General features: G+C 63.2%; 13 protein-coding genes and 1 pseudogene. 8 read left to right on the top strand and 6 right to left on the bottom strand.

Features of this window, described 5'->3' with window-relative positions; all coding sequences use genetic code 11:
- Positions 1 to 77: 77 nt before the first annotated feature.
- Positions 78 to 2,306, bottom strand: coding sequence for a CDC48 family AAA ATPase (locus CP556_RS13720; protein WP_098726135.1), 2,229 nt, complete (start codon positions 2,304 to 2,306; stop codon positions 78 to 80).
- A 208-nt stretch (positions 2,307 to 2,514) separates the two neighbouring features.
- On the opposite strand from CP556_RS13720, the gene larC reads away from it, so the two are divergent.
- A complete protein-coding gene (gene larC, locus CP556_RS13715) occupies positions 2,515 to 3,819 on the top strand; it encodes a nickel pincer cofactor biosynthesis protein LarC (protein ID WP_098726134.1) in 1,305 nt (434 codons plus the stop codon).
- 143 nt (positions 3,820 to 3,962) lie between these two features.
- Here larC and CP556_RS26660 read toward each other — a convergent pair whose 3' ends face one another.
- Entirely contained in the window at positions 3,963 to 4,421 is a 459-nt protein-coding gene (locus CP556_RS26660) for a hypothetical protein (protein ID WP_255291460.1), read from the bottom strand.
- 756 nt (positions 4,422 to 5,177) lie between these two features.
- Between CP556_RS26660 and CP556_RS13705 the strand changes: the two genes are divergently transcribed.
- Positions 5,178 to 6,680, top strand: a complete 1,503-nt coding sequence (locus tag CP556_RS13705) for a hypothetical protein (protein WP_176548191.1) — start codon at positions 5,178 to 5,180, stop codon at positions 6,678 to 6,680.
- Positions 6,681 to 6,915: 235 nt separating this feature from the next.
- Here CP556_RS13705 and CP556_RS13700 read toward each other — a convergent pair whose 3' ends face one another.
- On the bottom strand, positions 6,916 to 7,695 hold the full coding sequence (locus CP556_RS13700; RefSeq protein ID WP_098726133.1) for a hypothetical protein: 780 nt from the start codon (positions 7,693 to 7,695) through the stop codon (positions 6,916 to 6,918).
- Positions 7,696 to 8,032: 337 nt separating this feature from the next.
- On the opposite strand from CP556_RS13700, the gene radB reads away from it, so the two are divergent.
- Positions 8,033 to 8,773: a DNA repair and recombination protein RadB gene (gene radB, locus CP556_RS13695; protein WP_098726132.1), complete on the top strand. Its 741-nt coding sequence runs from the start codon at positions 8,033 to 8,035 to the stop codon at positions 8,771 to 8,773.
- Between the two features lie 217 nt (positions 8,774 to 8,990).
- Here radB and CP556_RS13690 read toward each other — a convergent pair.
- Positions 8,991 to 10,147: pseudogene (locus CP556_RS13690) on the bottom strand (CBS domain-containing protein).
- A gap of 107 nt (positions 10,148 to 10,254) precedes the next feature.
- On the opposite strand from CP556_RS13690, the gene CP556_RS13685 reads away from it, so the two are divergent.
- From CP556_RS13685 to CP556_RS13670, 4 genes are all read left to right on the top strand, one after another.
- Entirely contained in the window at positions 10,255 to 10,596 is a 342-nt protein-coding gene (locus CP556_RS13685; protein WP_098726131.1) for a lycopene cyclase domain-containing protein, read from the top strand.
- Between the two features lie 63 nt (positions 10,597 to 10,659).
- Entirely contained in the window at positions 10,660 to 11,412 is a 753-nt protein-coding gene (locus CP556_RS13680) for a CAP domain-containing protein (protein ID WP_098726130.1), read from the top strand.
- 152 nt (positions 11,413 to 11,564) lie between these two features.
- Entirely contained in the window at positions 11,565 to 12,347 is a 783-nt protein-coding gene (locus CP556_RS13675; protein WP_098726129.1) for a YihY/virulence factor BrkB family protein, read from the top strand.
- Between the two features lie 86 nt (positions 12,348 to 12,433).
- Positions 12,434 to 13,147, top strand: coding sequence for a prolipoprotein diacylglyceryl transferase (locus CP556_RS13670; protein ID WP_098726128.1), 714 nt, complete (start codon positions 12,434 to 12,436; stop codon positions 13,145 to 13,147).
- A gap of 72 nt (positions 13,148 to 13,219) precedes the next feature.
- Here the strand turns inward: CP556_RS13670 and CP556_RS13665 are convergent, their stop codons facing one another.
- Positions 13,220 to 14,128, bottom strand: a complete 909-nt coding sequence (locus CP556_RS13665; RefSeq protein WP_098727406.1) for an AEC family transporter — start codon at positions 14,126 to 14,128, stop codon at positions 13,220 to 13,222.
- A 616-nt stretch (positions 14,129 to 14,744) separates the two neighbouring features.
- Here CP556_RS13665 and CP556_RS13660 point away from each other — a divergent pair.
- Entirely contained in the window at positions 14,745 to 15,572 is an 828-nt protein-coding gene (locus CP556_RS13660) for an MBL fold metallo-hydrolase (protein ID WP_098726127.1), read from the top strand.
- A gap of 142 nt (positions 15,573 to 15,714) precedes the next feature.
- Here the strand turns inward: CP556_RS13660 and CP556_RS13655 are convergent, their stop codons facing one another.
- Positions 15,715 to 16,302, bottom strand: a complete 588-nt coding sequence (locus CP556_RS13655) for an AsnC family transcriptional regulator (RefSeq protein WP_098726126.1) — start codon at positions 16,300 to 16,302, stop codon at positions 15,715 to 15,717.
- Between the last annotated feature and the right edge of the window lie 188 nt (positions 16,303 to 16,490).

Below are 16,490 nucleotides of genomic sequence, written 5' to 3'. Positions count from 1 at the left end.
CGGTGCTCACGCGGTCTACCAGCGAAAACCGAAAATCGATCCGCAAACGCGTCGATGAACCGGGACGACGATCGCGACTACTGGAAGCCGATGCGGCTGCCGCGACGACCCGACGGATCGGGGCCGCTCGTGCCGCCCTGGAACTCCTCTTCGATCTGCTCGTAGTAGTCGAGGATGTCGTCGGTAATCGTCGGCCGGACGTTCTCCATGGCCTGTCGGAAGTGGCGCATCTCGACGATGTCGGCTTCCTCGTCCTCGCGGAGGGCCTCGATGGCCGCTTCGCGGGTGATCGACTCGAGGTCGCTGCCGACGTAGCCGTCCGTGATCTCGGCGATCTCTCGCAGCGTGACATCGGCGGCCAGCGGCGTGTCTTCGGTGTGGATCTCGAGGATACGCTCGCGGCCGTCGACGTCGGGTTCGCCGATCATGACCAGCCGGTCGAATCGGCCCGAACGCAGCAGTGCGGGGTCGATCATGTCCGGCCGGTTGGTCGCGCCGATGACCATCACGTTCTCCATCTCCTCGAGTCCGTCGAGTTCGGTCAGGAGCTGGTTGACGACCCGCTCGGAGACGTTCGAGCCGACCTCACCGCCTCGGCCCGGCGCGAGCGCGTCGAGCTCGTCGAAGAAGATGACCGTCGGCGAGACCTGTCGCGCCTTGCGGAAGGTCTGTCGGATTGCCTTCTCCGATTCGCCGACCCACTTCGAGAGGAGCTGCGGGCCGCGCACGGAGATGAAGTTCGCGTTGGTCTCGTTGGCGACGGCCTTCGCCATCAGCGTCTTCCCGGTCCCCGGCGGGCCGTACAGCAGGACGCCGGCGGGCGGGTCGACGCCCAGCCGATCGAACCGTTCGGGGTTCGAGAGCGGCCACTCGACGGACTCCTGGACCTGGTCTTTGGCGTTTTGCAGGCCGCCGACGTCGTCCCAGGAGATCTTCGGAAGTTCGACGAGGACCTCCCGCATCGCGCTCGGTTCGACCTCGTTGAGCGCCCCGCGGAAGTCCGTCCGCTTGACGATCATCCGATCGATCAGGCTCGGCGGGATATCCTCCTCGTCGAGATCGATCTCCGGAAGGTAGCGCCGAAGCGCCTTCATCGCCGCCTCCTTGGTCAGGCTCTCGATGTCGGCACCGACGAAGCCGTGGGTCTCGTCGGCGAGGTGGCCGAGGCTGACGTCGTCCGAGAGGGGCATCCCGCGGGTGTGGATCTGCAGGATCTCCTCGCGGCCCGTCTCGTCGGGGACGCCGATCTCGATCTCGCGGTCGAACCGGCCGGGCCGGCGCAGCGCGGGATCGACCGAGTCGACGCGATTGGTCGCCGCGATGACGATGACCTGGCCCCGCGACTCGAGGCCGTCCATCATCGTCAGCAGTTGGGCGACGACCCGGCGTTCGACCTCGCCGGTGACGTCCTCGCGCTTGGGTGCGATGGAGTCGAGTTCGTCGATGAAGATGATCGACGGCGACTCCTCGGTTGCGTCCTCGAAGATCTCCCTGAGCTGCTGTTCGGACTCGCCGTAGTACTTCGAGATGATCTCCGGGCCGGCGATAGAGAAGAAACTGGCGGAGGTCTCGTTGGCGACGGCCTTGGCGAGCAGCGTCTTCCCGGTGCCCGGCGGGCCGTGCAGCAGGACGCCCTGTGGCGGCTCGATGCCGAGTTTCTTGAATATCTGCGGATGCTTCATTGGGAGTTCCACCATCTCCCTGACCCGCTGGATCTCGTTTTGGAGGCCGCCGATGTCCTCGTAGGTGATCCCGCCTCCGGTCTTTTCGAAGCCCGAAATCGGCTCCTCGCGGAGTTCGACGTCGGTGTCTTCGGTGATGAGGACCACGCCCTCCGGTTCGGTCTCGACGGCTATGAGTGGGATCGCCTGCCCTGGCGACCGCATGAATGGATGGTTCGTCGAGCTCATCACGGGGACGATATCGCGGCCGACAACCGGACGCTTGAGAATCTGCCGTTTCACCATGCCGGCGGCGTCGGAGCCGAACTGGACCGACGCCTCCTCCGGCGGCGCGAGGGTGAGCTTGTCGGCTTTCGTCGCTTCGGCCTTTCGGATCGTCACCCGTTCGCCGATGCCCACGTCGGCGTTCTGACGGGTGAAGCCGTCGATGCGGACGGTGTCCGTGTTCCAGTCCTGCCGGTCTGCACGCCAGACCTTCGCGGCAGTCGTGTCTGCACCCTCGATTTCGATGATGTCGCCCGGACTCAGCTTCAGATGCAACAGCGTGTCCGGGTCGAGTCGGGCGATACCACGACCCGAGTCGTTCGGGTACGCTTTCGCGACCTCCAGTTGGACTTCGTTCATGGTTTAGGGATGGACGGCGATGTCTTTCACTCCGGTTCGTGAGCGGATAGGTTTTGTGTTAGCCCACATCTCTGTGCTAGTCACTACCATAGAGAGATGCGACCGGACGCTACAAAGATGTACCGGACCCGGTCGGTTTTGGCCGTATCGACAGCCCGTCGAAGACCGGAAGGGTGGCTTTTTGCGTCTCCCCCTCCGGAACGTAGGCATGCGAATCCTCGCCTTCGACGGTCGCATGGGCGCGAGCGGCGACATGATCCTCGCCACGCTCCTCGACGCCGGTGCCGACCCCGACGTCCTCGAGCCCGTGACCGACGCCCTCGAGGTGGAGTATCGGATCGACGAGACGACGAAGCGCGGTATCGCCGCAACGACGGTCGACGTGTTGCTGACGGGCGAGGAGGAGAGCGACGGAGACGGTCACCACCACGACACCGATCATCAGCACGACCGGGACGATTCGGGTCACGAGCACGACCACGACGGCACTCGCGCTGAGGGTCACGGCCCCCACCGCAGCTATCTCGAGGTCCGCGAGATCGTCGCCGAGATGGACCTCGAGCCGGCGGTCGAACGCGACGCGCTCGCGATCTTCGAACTGCTCGGCGAGGCGGAGGCGAGCGTCCACGGCGAGGACCTCGAAGACATCCACTTCCACGAAGTCGGAGCCGACGACGCGATCGCGGACGTAGTCGGTGCCGCGGCCTTGCTTCGCGACCTCGAGCCGGATCGGGTCGTCACCACTCCGCTCGCGACCGGCGGCGGGACGGTCTCGATGAGTCACGGCGAGTACCCCGTACCGACGCCGGCGGTGGTCGAGATCGCCGAACGGGCCGACTGGTCGCTGCGCGGCGGGCCGGTCGACGCCGAGTTGCTCACGCCCACCGGCGCGGCGATCCTGGGCCACGTCGCCGACGGGATCGACGCGCTGCCCGCGCTCGAACTCGAGGCGTCGGGCTCCGGCGCGGGCGGCTACGATCTCGATCCGCATCCGAACGTCCTCCGGGTGCTGGTTGGCTCCGGCGAGGGGCGAGGCGAACTCGTCAAAGACGATATCGCAGTCCTCGAGACCAACCTCGATGATGCAACGCCCGAAGTGCTGGGTGGGTTGCAGGAGACCCTCGCGGACGCGGGCGCTCGAGACGTGTCGATCCTCCCCGCGACGATGAAGAAGTCCCGACCCGGCCACCTCGTGAAGGTCATCTGCAAGCCCGCGGATCGAGAGCGCGTCGCTCGAGCGCTTGCCGAAGAGACGGGAACGCTGGGCGTTCGTGACGCGGGCGTGACGCATCGGTGGATCGCGAATCGAGCGTTCGAGACGGTAACGCTCGAGATCGACGGCGACGAATACGAGGTCACCGTGAAAATCGCGAGCGATACTGATGGTGAGGTGTACGATGTGAGTGCTGAGTACGACGATGCGATGGCGGTTGCTCGAGAGGTAGAACTACCTGTTCGAGAGGTGCTTTCCAGGGCGGAACGAGTAGTTGGCTCACCGATTACTGGACTCTAATCCGAACTACCGTTGATCGCTATCGACGTACCGAAATCGGACTCGAATCGACGTGATGCAACTGGCTCATCGGTGATTTACTGAACGAGAATCCGAAAAATTAGTTCGGTATTATTAGAGTAGTTACTCAGTTATAGGCCGAGTTAAAGACCGAGCTCGGCGAAGATACCACTAAGGATACTCTCTAGCTGGTCGCCGGTGACGCCGTCAACGGAGTTGTCAGTGTCGTCGTCAGTGGCGTCCGCGTCGGCAACGGCATCGGAGTCGGCTTCAACGTCGTTCGAGGAGACCGTGGTCGTATCCTCGACGTTGGCCGAGTTACCCTGATCGACGTCCTGAGCCTGCTGTGCATTCGTCTCCGCGTAGCTCTCGTCTGAGCTGCTGTAGGACGACGCGGCTTGCGTCTGCTCGTTATTGTTGTTCTGATCGACGCCGATATTTGTCTCCGCAGACGATGTCTGATCGACATCGTCAATATTGACATCGGAGTCAGCGTCGGCGTCGGCGTCGGCGTTCTGTGCGGCTGCTGTTCCCGCGGCCGCTGTGAACAAGAGGCCGCCGATCAGTGCTACCGTCAGTGCGAGTGTGATTGCGCGTTTCATTGATTCGGTCACCGTATTCGTCATCGGGCAGCACGCGTGCGGACCACAACGAAAGTATCTGTCACGTGTGGCGGCGCTGTGTGTGGCGGCGCTGTCGCTCGCCGCGCGTAGCGCCGACACCTCCCGGTTCTCCCGCTGTGGCGCGTTGCCCAGTCGCTACTGTTTACAGACACCCATTTGAACCCGGCAAACGGTTTCGCGGCGAATCCACGCGTTGGACCCGCGTTTCCTTCCCCTATCACAGTGTGATCGTTTTTATCCGGATTTGGGTAGACCCTGTCCTTGTTACAGCGACACTACATCGCCGATTTCCGAGCGTTTCGGTGACGATATTCGGAATCGCCGTCCCCGAAATGTCGGTCGAGTCGAATGCTCGACTGAAAATTCCAGTCGGTAATAGCAGCCTACAATCGGAGAAACGGTTCACAGCAGCGGGACGAGGTGCCCGTGCAGACCGTACGAATCACTGTCTAGTCCCCGATCGATCTTCGGAACCGTACCGTGCTCGCTTCGAGACCGCTTTGGCACACCATTCTCCGGTCGAAGTCATCGATTACTGATTGTAAGGTATTATCTTCCCAATTATATCTCGACGCAACCGAGCTCCAACCTATCGATAACAAAGGTGGTCATCACGGAATGGTGGTTTGCGTCGTAGAGACTCAGAAACGAAAGACACTCACGAAGCAAATCAAACGATCAATGACAAACGACACGACGAGACGATCACAAGCTACGACACTCCTTCTGGCCTGTATGGTCGCCCTGTCCATGGTAGCGGCCGGCGTTCCGGCGGCTACGGCGGGCGGTGACGGCAACCTCGAGAACGGGACCGTACACGCGCTCGAGGACGGAGAGGAGCTCTACCTGGTCTTCGGTGCCGACCTCGGCGACATGTCGCTCGAGGAGTACGTCGACCAGCACGCGAGCGGCTCCGCCGACACCGCGGCCGAGGTCATCCAGTATCAGGACGTCGATCAGGTCAACATCAACGAGCAAGGCTCCGCGGTGTCGATCGCGATCGATGGCGGTGAAGCGACCGCCGTCCAGGAAGCGAACCAGTACAACGACAACGAACAGCGCGGGTCCGCGACCGCCGAGGATCGGCTCCAGAGCGCGGAGACCCAGTTCGAGAACGTCGGTGACGTCAACATCATCATCGGCGACGGTGGCGACCAACAGTTCGACGGCTGGGGAGTCAAAGACAAGAAAGGTGACGACGAGACGGTCACCCAGGAGGCTCTCGCCGCCGTAACGCAATCACAGGAGGTCGCACAGGCCAACTACAACAACCAGAGCACCGCGTTCGCGCTGGCGGTCAACGATAGTGATGCGACCGCGCTCCAGCAGTCCTACCAGCGCAACGAGAACCTGCAGGAAGGCGTCGCCAACGCGTCGAACGTCTACCTCGGTGACGGTGACTTCGGTCACAAGAAGGACAAGAGCGGCGATCACGGACCGAGCGCCGGCCAGAGCGCCGACTCACTGCTCACGCAGCAACAGGACGTCGAACAGGCGAACGTGAACGAACAGCGCGGTGCCGTCGCCATCGCCGTCGGCGAGGGCAGCACCGCGACTGCGATCCAGTTCACCGATCAGAGCAACCTCAACACCCAACTCGGCAGCGCCGACGCCTCGAACCTGCTGGCGTCGTCGGTCGGGATGAACGTCGCGACCGCGGGCGACGTCGGCAGCGATGTCCTCTCGACTGAAACCGAGACGAAAAAGCCCGACAAGAAGGGCAGCGACGACGGTGCCGAGCAGACGGCGACCGCCGGCGTAGCCCAGGAGCAGGGCGTCGAACAGCGCAACATCAACCTGCAGAACAGCGCCATGGCAATCGCACAGAACGGCAGCGAGGCCGTCGCCATCCAGATGGCGTACCAGCAGAACTACAACGCACAGATTGGCTACGCTGACGCGCTTAACGTCTACGCCAGTCCGGGCTACGTCTCCGACGAGGTCGCCCGCACCTCGAGTACGACGGTCACCGTGGACGGTAACTCCGGCTCCGCCAACCCCGGCATGTCGTACGATTACGCCGCCAACGCGACGCAGACGAACGACATCGATCAAACAGCGAGCGCGGCGATCGAACAGCACCAGTTCGTCACGCAGGAGAACCTGAACGAGCAGCACACCTCCGTCGCACTCGCCGAAGACGGTGGCAGTGCCGGCAGCTCGCAGATCTCCATGCAGGAGAACGAAAACATCCAGCTCACGTCTGTCGCGGCGACGAACACGTGGGTCGAAGCGTAACTGGCATCCGTCACACGGTCGATTTTCGACCGGCGTGACCGCCGCTTCGTTTCTTTTGGTCGCTGATCGAGCGGGAGAGAGTGAGACGAGAACATGAGAGACAACTCGACAGTGCGGTTTTCGAGCGGGGAAACCCGAAAGACATTCACGAGGGACTAGCCGCCAGCGAGTCCGCCGTCGGCAGTGAGCTGTGATTCCCGATCCCGACCGGCGAGAGACAGTTCTGAAAAGACGGCTACGACTCCCCGGAACGGTCAGTGTCCGCAGACCCATTCGCTGACGCGTCCCCATCGTCTCGGTGCTCGGCGAGGGCTTCACCGATAGTCAACTCGCCCGCAGCGACCCGGCGTGCGAGCACCTCGTCGATCGCCCGATTGTGCTCGCTCTGTTCGCGCGAGCGGTCTTTGATGACCTGAATCTCCCCCTCAGTCGGGTCGATCTCTCGCGCGTCGACGACCTCCCCCTCGAGCCGAGCGATATTGACCGCAGCGAGCACGTCACCCATTCCTCGCGTCCCGGTGCCGAGGTAGGGGGTCGTCCCCGTCTCGTCGACGAGTTCGACGCGGACATCGTCGAGATCGGTGACCAGTTTCGCACTCTCGAGGCGGGAGCCGTCGCCGATGCGGACGACCGGGGAGGGTGCCTCGGCGGCCTCGCGTTGAATCAGGTCGACGGCGTCGCCCAGCGGCACCTGAAAGGCGGCGACGACCGTCTCGCCGGCGAGGACGGCGATACCGGGCTTGCGGCCCGGATCGACGCCGATGATCGTCCGGCCGCCGTCGCCGCGAACCGCGGCCAGCGCCTGGTCGACCGCCCGCCTCGGGTCGTCGGAGTCGGCGACGATCGTCGTCACGTCGGCGAAGTCGTCGGCGTGATCGGCCCCGGTGACGACCACGTCGGCGTGGTCCGGCAGCTCGGCGTCGGGCTCGACCGTGGTAAACGTCGTCCCGCGCTCTCGCAGCTCGTTGACGACGCCGTGGTACACTTCGAAGTCCGTCGTGGCGACGACGATCACACCTGCGCTTCGGCCCCGAACGCAATAAACGTGCGCGAACGCTCTTTTCGAGCGGTGAGACGAAGCATGAGTAGAGCAGACGAAGCAGTACCAGTGTAGCCTACGGCCTGCTGTCACTGTGTACCGGTGCACCCATGACCCATCATGCAGGTGCGCCGGAAATGATTCGCAGTAGTCCGTGTCATGCCACCGTCGAGAAGATCCACGAGTAGCACGGCGGCACACTTGTCGGGCGGGGAGACGGCAGTCTCGAGATCACGGTGAACGCCTCGAGTCGACGAGCGGACGGAGGCAGCCGTTCCGGGGCCTTTTTGCGGGTCCCCTCCCAACTCGAACCGTGACCGACGAGGCGATTTCAACCGGCTGTAGTCCGGTCGACGAGTTGCTCGGTGGGGGGTTCGAACGCGGGGCCGTCACACAGTTGTACGGCCCGCCGGCCGCCGGGAAGACGAATCTCGCGCTGTCGGCGGCCGTCGAAACGGCGGTCGACGGCGGTACCGTCGTCTACATCGACACCGAAGGCGTCTCCGTCGACCGCTTTCAGCAACTGCTCGAGGCCACCGTCGACACCGAGTCGCCTCGAGACGAGAATGGGGGTGACGCGGACGACGTCGAGGCCGTCGCCTCGCGGATCGTCATCGAGGACGCACTGGACTTCGAAGAACAGGCCGAAGCCGTCCGCGACGCCGAGGAGTTCGCCGAGCGCGCGGACCTCATCGTCCTCGACAGCGCGACCGGATTCTACCGCCTCGAGCGCACCGCCGACGGTGACGAGGGCGAGGCGTTACGCAGCGTCACCCGACAGGTAACTCATCTGCTCTCGCTGGCCCGGAAACACGACCTCGCCGTCGTCCTGACGAATCAGGTATTCGCCGATCCAGACTCGGATCGCACCCGGGGGCTCGGCGGGAACACCCTCGAGCACTGGACCGGAACGGTCGTCCGCCTCGAACGCTTCCGCGGCGGAAAGCGACGCGCGACCCTCGAGAAACACCGCTCGAAACCCGTCGGGGACTCGGTTCAGTTCCGGATCACTGACACCGGACTCGAGGGCGGTGACGATGCCGCCTGGTCCTGATCGCGCCGTCTGATTTCCGTGGCTCCGTCGGCTCCGTGGCTTCGTCGGCTCCGTGGGTCCGTGGGTCCATCGGTCCATCGGCTCGTTGCGACCCCGACGACGGGTCGTCGATGGTAGAGCGTGACGCTCAAGCGATCGACGTGACGAGACTGCCGAAAAACCGAACGCGGAGACACTGAAGTCGGATGACTCCGGCGCCGATTCGATGAGTCACCGACTACAGTTGGTTAAGTTTTCGCAGCAACTGGCCGCGGTACTCCTCGTCGCTGGTGACGCCTTTGACCTCGAGGACGTTGCGCTCGAGTTTGTCCAGTGCGACCCGGAACGAGTTCTCCGCGCCGTAGCCTTCGCCGGTGCCGGCGACCTGGCCCTTGTTCGTTCGTAGGCGGATCTGGCACTGCACGAGCGGCGTACCGCGGAGTTTCTCGTTGTGTTCGTGGAAGCGGACGTGGGCGTGCATCACCTGCATGTCTGCGTACTTGTCCGACACCTGCTCGATGCTCTCGACGATCGACTCCCGGGTGATGGTGTCGAGCATCGAGATGTTGGTGATCTGGACGTCCATGTGATCTTCCTCGGTGAACGTCAGCGCGCGCAGGACGTCCGTCTTGGTGATGACGCCGATGACGACCCGGTCGTCGTCTTTCGGCGTAACCATCAGCCCTGCGTAATCGTCCTTGAGCATCGCCTCGACGGCCGCCTTGGCGCTCGTGTCGAGTGTCGTCGTCTCGACGGGGCTCGTCATGATGTCGTAGATGGGGACATCGAGCAGGCGGTCGCTGTCGCCGACCCGGTCGCCGGTCGTCGTCGTGTGGTTCTCTCGGATGACGAAGTCGGCGATATCGTGAGTGGTCACGACTCCGGAGAGGTAGCCGTTCTCGTTCATCACGGGCAGTCGCGAGATTCCGTGTTCACGCAGGAGGTTGATTGCTTTGCCGATCCCATCGTCCTCAGTGAGGGTGATCGGCTCGTCGGTGTAGATGTCCTCGACGGTGAGCGCGTCGAGGTTCTCCAGTACCGCCTCGAGGATCGCGTCATCGGTGATAACCCCCAGAGGTCGCCGTTTTCGAAGACGGGGGCGACCTTGGCGTTGCTCTCGACGAGAACGCGTGCGGTCTCCCGAATGTCCTCCTGACGGTCGACCTTGGGCGACGGCGTGCTTCGGCTGGGTTTGGTGAGCGCCGCGACCTTGGCATCGTCCTCGACGTGCGATTGGAGCACCTCCCGCTCGCTGATGACGCCCTCGTACTCCCCGTCGTTTGTGACGATGATTCCCTTGGGATTACCGTTCTCGAACATCGAACGAACTTTTCCCATTCGCGTCCCAACGTCGACTTCGATAAACTCCGTAGTGGCGATATCAGCGATATTCATCTGTCCGTCTGAACGTAGTGCCGCAGGGGTATTTAAGATACTGCCCGTTTTGGCCGGGGTGGCTCCGGGCACCGGGATTTTTGTGCGGGCCGTTGAAACGTCTCGCAATGGACGACATTACCGTCTTCGGCCGGTACACATACCTCGTCACCGAAATCGTCTGGGGACTCGTCGCCGCGCTTCTCTTGTGCCGGGCGAACGCGCTCCGGAAGGCGGCGGTTACTATCCTCGCACTGTACCCGATCGCCTACGTCTGGGACCGCTATACCCTCGCCGTCGGCGTCTTCGACATCAAACTGCGGACCGGCGTCGATATCGCCGGCATCCCGCTCGAGGAACACCTGTTCATGGCGGTGGTTCCCGGGCTCGTCATCGGGATCCACGAGACGATTTTCGGCGACGAATCCGATGAGGCGACGGCACCCTCGAAGCCATTAACACACCGATAGGTGCCTCTCACTGACTGTAAGCAACCGCGACTATCATATGCAGACGGACCCTCAGTTGACTCGATGGATAGCCGGCGGCTTGCAACAGCCGAGGCGGATGAAACGGACGCAAGCGAGAGCGCCGACCGCGCGCTGATGCGGGGACTGGTGAACTTCCTCGTCGCCGTCGTACTCGTCTGTTCGCTCGCCCTCGGAACCGCCCTCTTCGCCCCGCAACTCATCGACGGGCTCGGCCTCGAGGAACGGCCGTCTCCCAGTTCCGACGTGCAGCCGGCCGGCGAACGGAACCCTAACGTGACCGATCCCGACGATCCGGGGAACTCGAGTTACGAGACCGACGTCGAGGTGGTTCGATCCGCGACCGTCGAGGACTTCGTCCACGCGGCGGTCAACGAGCGCCGGGCCGAGCACGGCCTCGAGCCGCTCGTATGGGATGGAACGATCGCGTCCGTCGCGCGCGCCCACAGCGAGGATATGGACGATCGCGACTACTTTCGCCATAGGAATCCCGACGAAGAGGGTCCCTATGATCGGTTTCAGGACGTAAGTAACTACTGTCCGGGATACGGCGAAAACATCGCCAAGACGTGGCTCGACCGCCCCGTCGAACGACCCGGCGGCGACGGGACCGTTCGCCATCGGACCGCCGAGGGGCTCGCGACGGGGCTGGTCAACCAGTGGATGAACTCCACGTCCCATCGGCAGGCCATCCTCGAGGAAGGCGACACGCCCGGCTGGGATCGGGCGGGAGTTGGTGTCTACATCACCGATGACGGCGAGGTCTACGCGGGCCAGAACTTCTGTCGCGAGTGGTGATGGGCCGGGACCGCTCCGCCTCGGGCGGGAATTGATTCGCCGGCGGGTGCGTCTCGAGCGTTGACAGGCACAGCGAAAACCGCGAGACCGATCGACTCACAGGAATTGCGAACGACTTACAGGTTCATAGACCGGAAGAACGTACGTTCACTATGGAGGTTCCGGAACCGCTCATTACTATCTATCGAACGGCGAGCGACCGCGATCTGACCTTTCTCGCGGCCGGCTTCGCCTACTACGCGTTCGTCTCGCTGATCCCGCTCATCCTGCTCGCGCTCGTCGTCGGCTCGCTGATCGGCGGCGAGCAAGCGGCCCAGCGGCTGATCACCGTTGCCGGAGACTTTCTCCCGGCGTCGGGCGAGGAGCTGGTTACCGCGGCGCTCACGACCGAATCCGGACGCGCGGAGGCAACCATCGTCGCGCTCGCCGTCGCCACGTGGGGTGCGCTCAAGGTTTTCCGCGGGCTGAGCCTGGCGTTCGACAAGGTCTACGACGAGGTGGCCGAGGACTCCATCGTCGACCAGATCAGAGACGGACTCACCGTGATCGTCGCCGGCACGGGCGCGCTCGCCCTCATGATCGGAATCGGCGCCATGCTTCAGGTCGTCGCCGACTCCGTTCCCTTCGCCGGTCTGCTCGGTTGGATCGTCCTGCTGGGCGGGCTCGTCCTCGTCTTCCTGCCGATCTACTACGTTCTGCCGCCGGTTCCCGTCGAACTGGCCGAGGTCCTCCCCGGTGTGATCTTCGCCGCCGTCGGCTGGACGGTCCTCCAGATCGGATTCCAGCTCTACGCGTCGAACGCCGGCCAGTACGAGGCGTACGGCGCCGTCGGTGCGGTCCTCCTGTTCGTCACTTGGCTCTACTTCGCCGGCATCATCATCCTCGTCGGTGCCGTTCTCAACGTCGTCCGATCGCGACCCGCAATCGCGGAATAGCGGCCGGGAGTAGCGTCACTGATCCCGTTTTCTGTATCGCCCGGACAGGGGAAAGATTATGTCCCCGGCAGCGACAGACCACGACCATGAGCGACGAGCGATCACCCTCCACCGCCGCGACCGACGACCCCGGCGCGGTCGACGACGTCGAGGCCGATGATGGCTCGAGCGAGGCCCTCGAGCCGAGCGGCGGCCCCCGGCGCGTCGTCTCCGAGCAGAGCGTCGATGACATTCTCGACTCGCTCGACGCGACGAAGGCCGAGTCGACGGACTCGAGCGACGAACCGACCACGACGAACGAACCGAGTGACACCGTCACGACCGCGGCCGACGAGTCCGACGTTCCGACGGCCGACGAGGAAGTCGATGCCACAACCAATGGAATGGCGGCCGACGAACCGACGACCGACGACATCGCGTCCCGATCCGGTGAGGGGGCGGACGCGAGCGACCCGGCGTCGGTCGACGCAGCCGCATCGTCACTTCCCGACGACGCGTCGCTCGAGGACCTCGCGACCCGCGTCGACGACGGCACCGTCACCGGTGCGGACGTTCGCGCGGCCGAGGCCGGTGACGGCCGCGAGTCGACCCCTGAGATCGACGATGTCGACCTCTCGATGAACGACCTCGAGACGACGGAGACGGAGGCCAGCGACTCCGGTGGCGATATCGACGTGCCCGACGACGCCGGCCCGCTCGCCGGCTCGGTCGACCGCGACGCGAACAGCGGCGCGAGCGACGAGTCCGCGGACGACGAGCCCGGTTTGTTCGGCCGGCTGAAGCAGTTCTTCTCGCGGTAGTGGACGGCTTCATCGGTCTGGATCGGTTTCAGCACCGCTCGAGAACCGGTGATTCGAGGCCAGCCCTGCCGACTAACTGACCAGCGTGATCAGAACGAACAGCGTCGCGACGGAGGCGAGCGTCGTGACGAAGACGTTCAGCGACGCGAACTCCCGGTCACCGCCGAGCTCGCTCGCGAAGACGAACGTCGAGACGGCGGTGGGCGTCCCGAGCATCACGACGCTGGCGGTAAACGTCGCGGGATCGACGGCCAGCGCGGAGAAGACCGCCCACGCGAGGGCGGGCATCAGACAGATCTTGAGCGCGACGACGGCGGCGGTCGCCCCGACGTCGATCGAGGGGACGTTGACCTGCAGGGACGCCCCGACGCAGAGCAACGCGACGGGCAGGGCGAGCGAGCCGATCGCATCGAGACCGGTCGCGGCGGACGACGGGATCGAGATTCCGAGGGAGCCGACCGCGAGGCCGACGATCAGCGTCGCCAGGATGGGGTTCGTCGCGAGTCCGCGGAGTTCGCGCGCGATCGAGGCGTCGGCACCGTTGAGCGTCGAGAGCACGAGGATCGTCAGCGGCAACTGGGTCAGCGTCACGACGCCCAGCACGACGCTCGCGACCGCCGTCACCGACGCGTCGAACGTCGCGGCGACCAGCGGCAGTCCGAGGTAGCCCAGGTTCGAGTGATACGACTGGACGATCGCGACGCTCCGGCGGGCGCTCGAGTCGCGATTCCGGTGGACGAGCGCGGCGAGTCCTGCGGTTGTGAACAGCACAACGAGGAGTCCGGCGAGCAGCGCCGGCGAGAGGAGGTCCCCGACAGCCCGGTCGTAGGTGGAGACGAAGATCAGCGCCGGCAGCGCGACGTAGTAGGCGACGGCGTTCAACAGCTCGGTCCGACGCCGGTCGAGTATCCCGGTCGTCCGCAATCCGGCACCGACAAGCAACACGACGAGCAGCGCCAGCAGCCGACCGACGACTTCCATAATCCGCTCGAGCCGACTCGCGGGTTTGTATCGTTCGATCCAGGTCAGCAGCGGCTGGGTCTCGACCGCAACTCGAGAGCGGGCGGTGACGGCCGCCGGCACTACACCCAGCAGAAAACACTACTACCCGGCGAAAAGCGATCCGGCGAATTCGTCGTGAAACGTCTGGCGTCAGCACCGACACGCACTCGCGTTCATGCCGACACTATAGTAGCCGCTAAACTCGTAATTCTAGGCCAGCGTCTGCCGAACTTGAAAATTAAAACGTACTGGCGGACGACGCAAACACCGATACGACGGGCCAGCCCGCCTGCTCTACTCCTCTCCGAATCCGCAGCGGTGACCGAAGAACGGTTGAGAGCCTTTCAGGTCACCTGCGAACGCGGATTTTGCTCATCGATACTCGCGACGGTTTCGAGACTTCTTGCTTGAATCTCGTTCTCAAACGGGTTCTGAAGCTTGAATTTTTAGTGGAAAGCGCAATCAGAGAGTCCAACGTACTCTTTTGCGTGAGAGATTCGATGTGCACGAAACCGAGACCGTCTCTCGTCCATGACCGAGACTGGAAGCGTGGTCGCCAAGACGAACCGTATCAAGTCGCGCTGGGTGGTCGACCATGAGGATTACAATTCTGGCCGACAACACCGTTGCAAGAGGGATTCCGAAAGGCCTCCGCGGCGAATGGGGGTTTGCAGCGGCGATCGACGACGTACTGTTCGATACCGGCCAATCCACTGCCGCCCTCGACAATGCACGGCTGCTCGATGTCGGGACGGAGTTCCACAACATAGTGCTGAGTCACGCCCATTACGACCACACCCAAGGGCTCGAGGCGTTCCTCGACGCGGTCGAGAGTCCAACCGTCTACTGCCATCCCGATATCTGGACCGAGCGGTTCATCCGGGAACCGGCAGACGGGAGGACGCTGGACGAGCCGGTCCGTATCGGCGTCCCCTATTCTCGAGCCGAAGTCGAAGCAGGCGCGGACATTCTCGAACACCGCGATCCCGTGGCGGTGAGCGACGGCGTGTTCGCACTCGGTGAAATTCCCCGACCGCACGCCGACAATCCCGTCCATCTGCGCGAGGAGGATGGTGAACTGGTCGATGATTCAGTGCCGGACGATCAGTCGGTCGCCGTTGCAACCACTGACGGCACGGCCCTCGTTCTCGGGTGCTGTCATGCGGGTCTTCGAAATACCATCGAACACGCCGAGACAGTGACCGATCAGGACGTCCGCTACGTCATCGGTGGGACACATCTCGTCGCTCGTGACGCGGACGAAATCCACGAACTGGCGGACTGGTTAGACGGCAAACTCGATCTGTTCGCCGGAACCCACTGCACTGGCTTTCAGGCCGAGAAGATACTCTCAGAACGTCTCCCCGATGCGTTTCGTTCCGTTGGAGTCGGGAGTTCGATTGAACTGCCGCCGAGGACCTGACACGGTCTCCACGTTCAACCCGGCTGGGCGGTAGTTCGGGTGGCTCGCTCGCCGAGTAGCAGCGTGGTAGTGGTATCCAAACCACCGTTGGGATTTCATCCAACCCGCCGTTGGGATCTCTCCGTTCACGCGGAGGTGGATGTTACACTCCCTCTTTGATCTGATTCAACCGGTCTTCGAACTGGCTCTGGCAGGTGGAACAGCAGAAATGGTGCATTCGGTCGTCAATCCACTTGGACGCTCCTTCGTTATCTACGGTGTTCCCGCATTCTGCACACGTGAGTGCAAACTCCGTGCCATCAAGCGACGGCTGCCATTCGATCCCGTCGATGAGCGTCACGGTGTACTCCACGTCCTCGGCTGGTTCGAAGAGTCCGTCAAGCCACGGATGTACGTTGTGGACCTGCGCTCGCGCGTTGAACCAGAGTTCACCACCAGCGGTAACCATCACGTGTTCTACTGCATCGGATTCATCGAGTCGGGACCGAAGTCGGTCAAACGAGTTCCCCGGATCGAGTTGGACAAATATCTGTGCCCCTGCGCCGAGTTGTGTTCGATCAATGTCGATCGTGAACCGATTGATAATTCCGGCGTCCTGGAGACGTTCTATTCGGTCGGAGACGGCTGGCATGGACATATCGACTTCCTCACCGATGTCGGTATACGACAGCCGAGCGTTGTGACTGAGGAGACGCAGAATCTCCATGTCAGTTTCGTCAAGTGATGCCATGAGAAGTCGTAGCGGCTGATAAAAGAAATAAACCGTGGCTAACAAATTACTCCCTCAGTCGTGAATAGATTCGATTTTCCCAGTACAACTCGAGGCAAACGACGCGAGCGAAGCAAGGCCGAAAACCGACTACCACATCAAACGTTCATGACTCCGGAAGACGTTGCCAGACTCGAGGAGGACGATCT

The sequence above is a fragment of the Natrinema sp. CBA1119 genome (assembly GCF_002572525.1).
In the GTDB taxonomy this organism is placed as follows: Archaea; Halobacteriota; Halobacteria; order Halobacteriales; family Natrialbaceae; genus Natrinema.
Note: the sequence above shows the minus strand (reverse complement) of the source record. Positions and strands in the feature narration are given on the sequence as shown.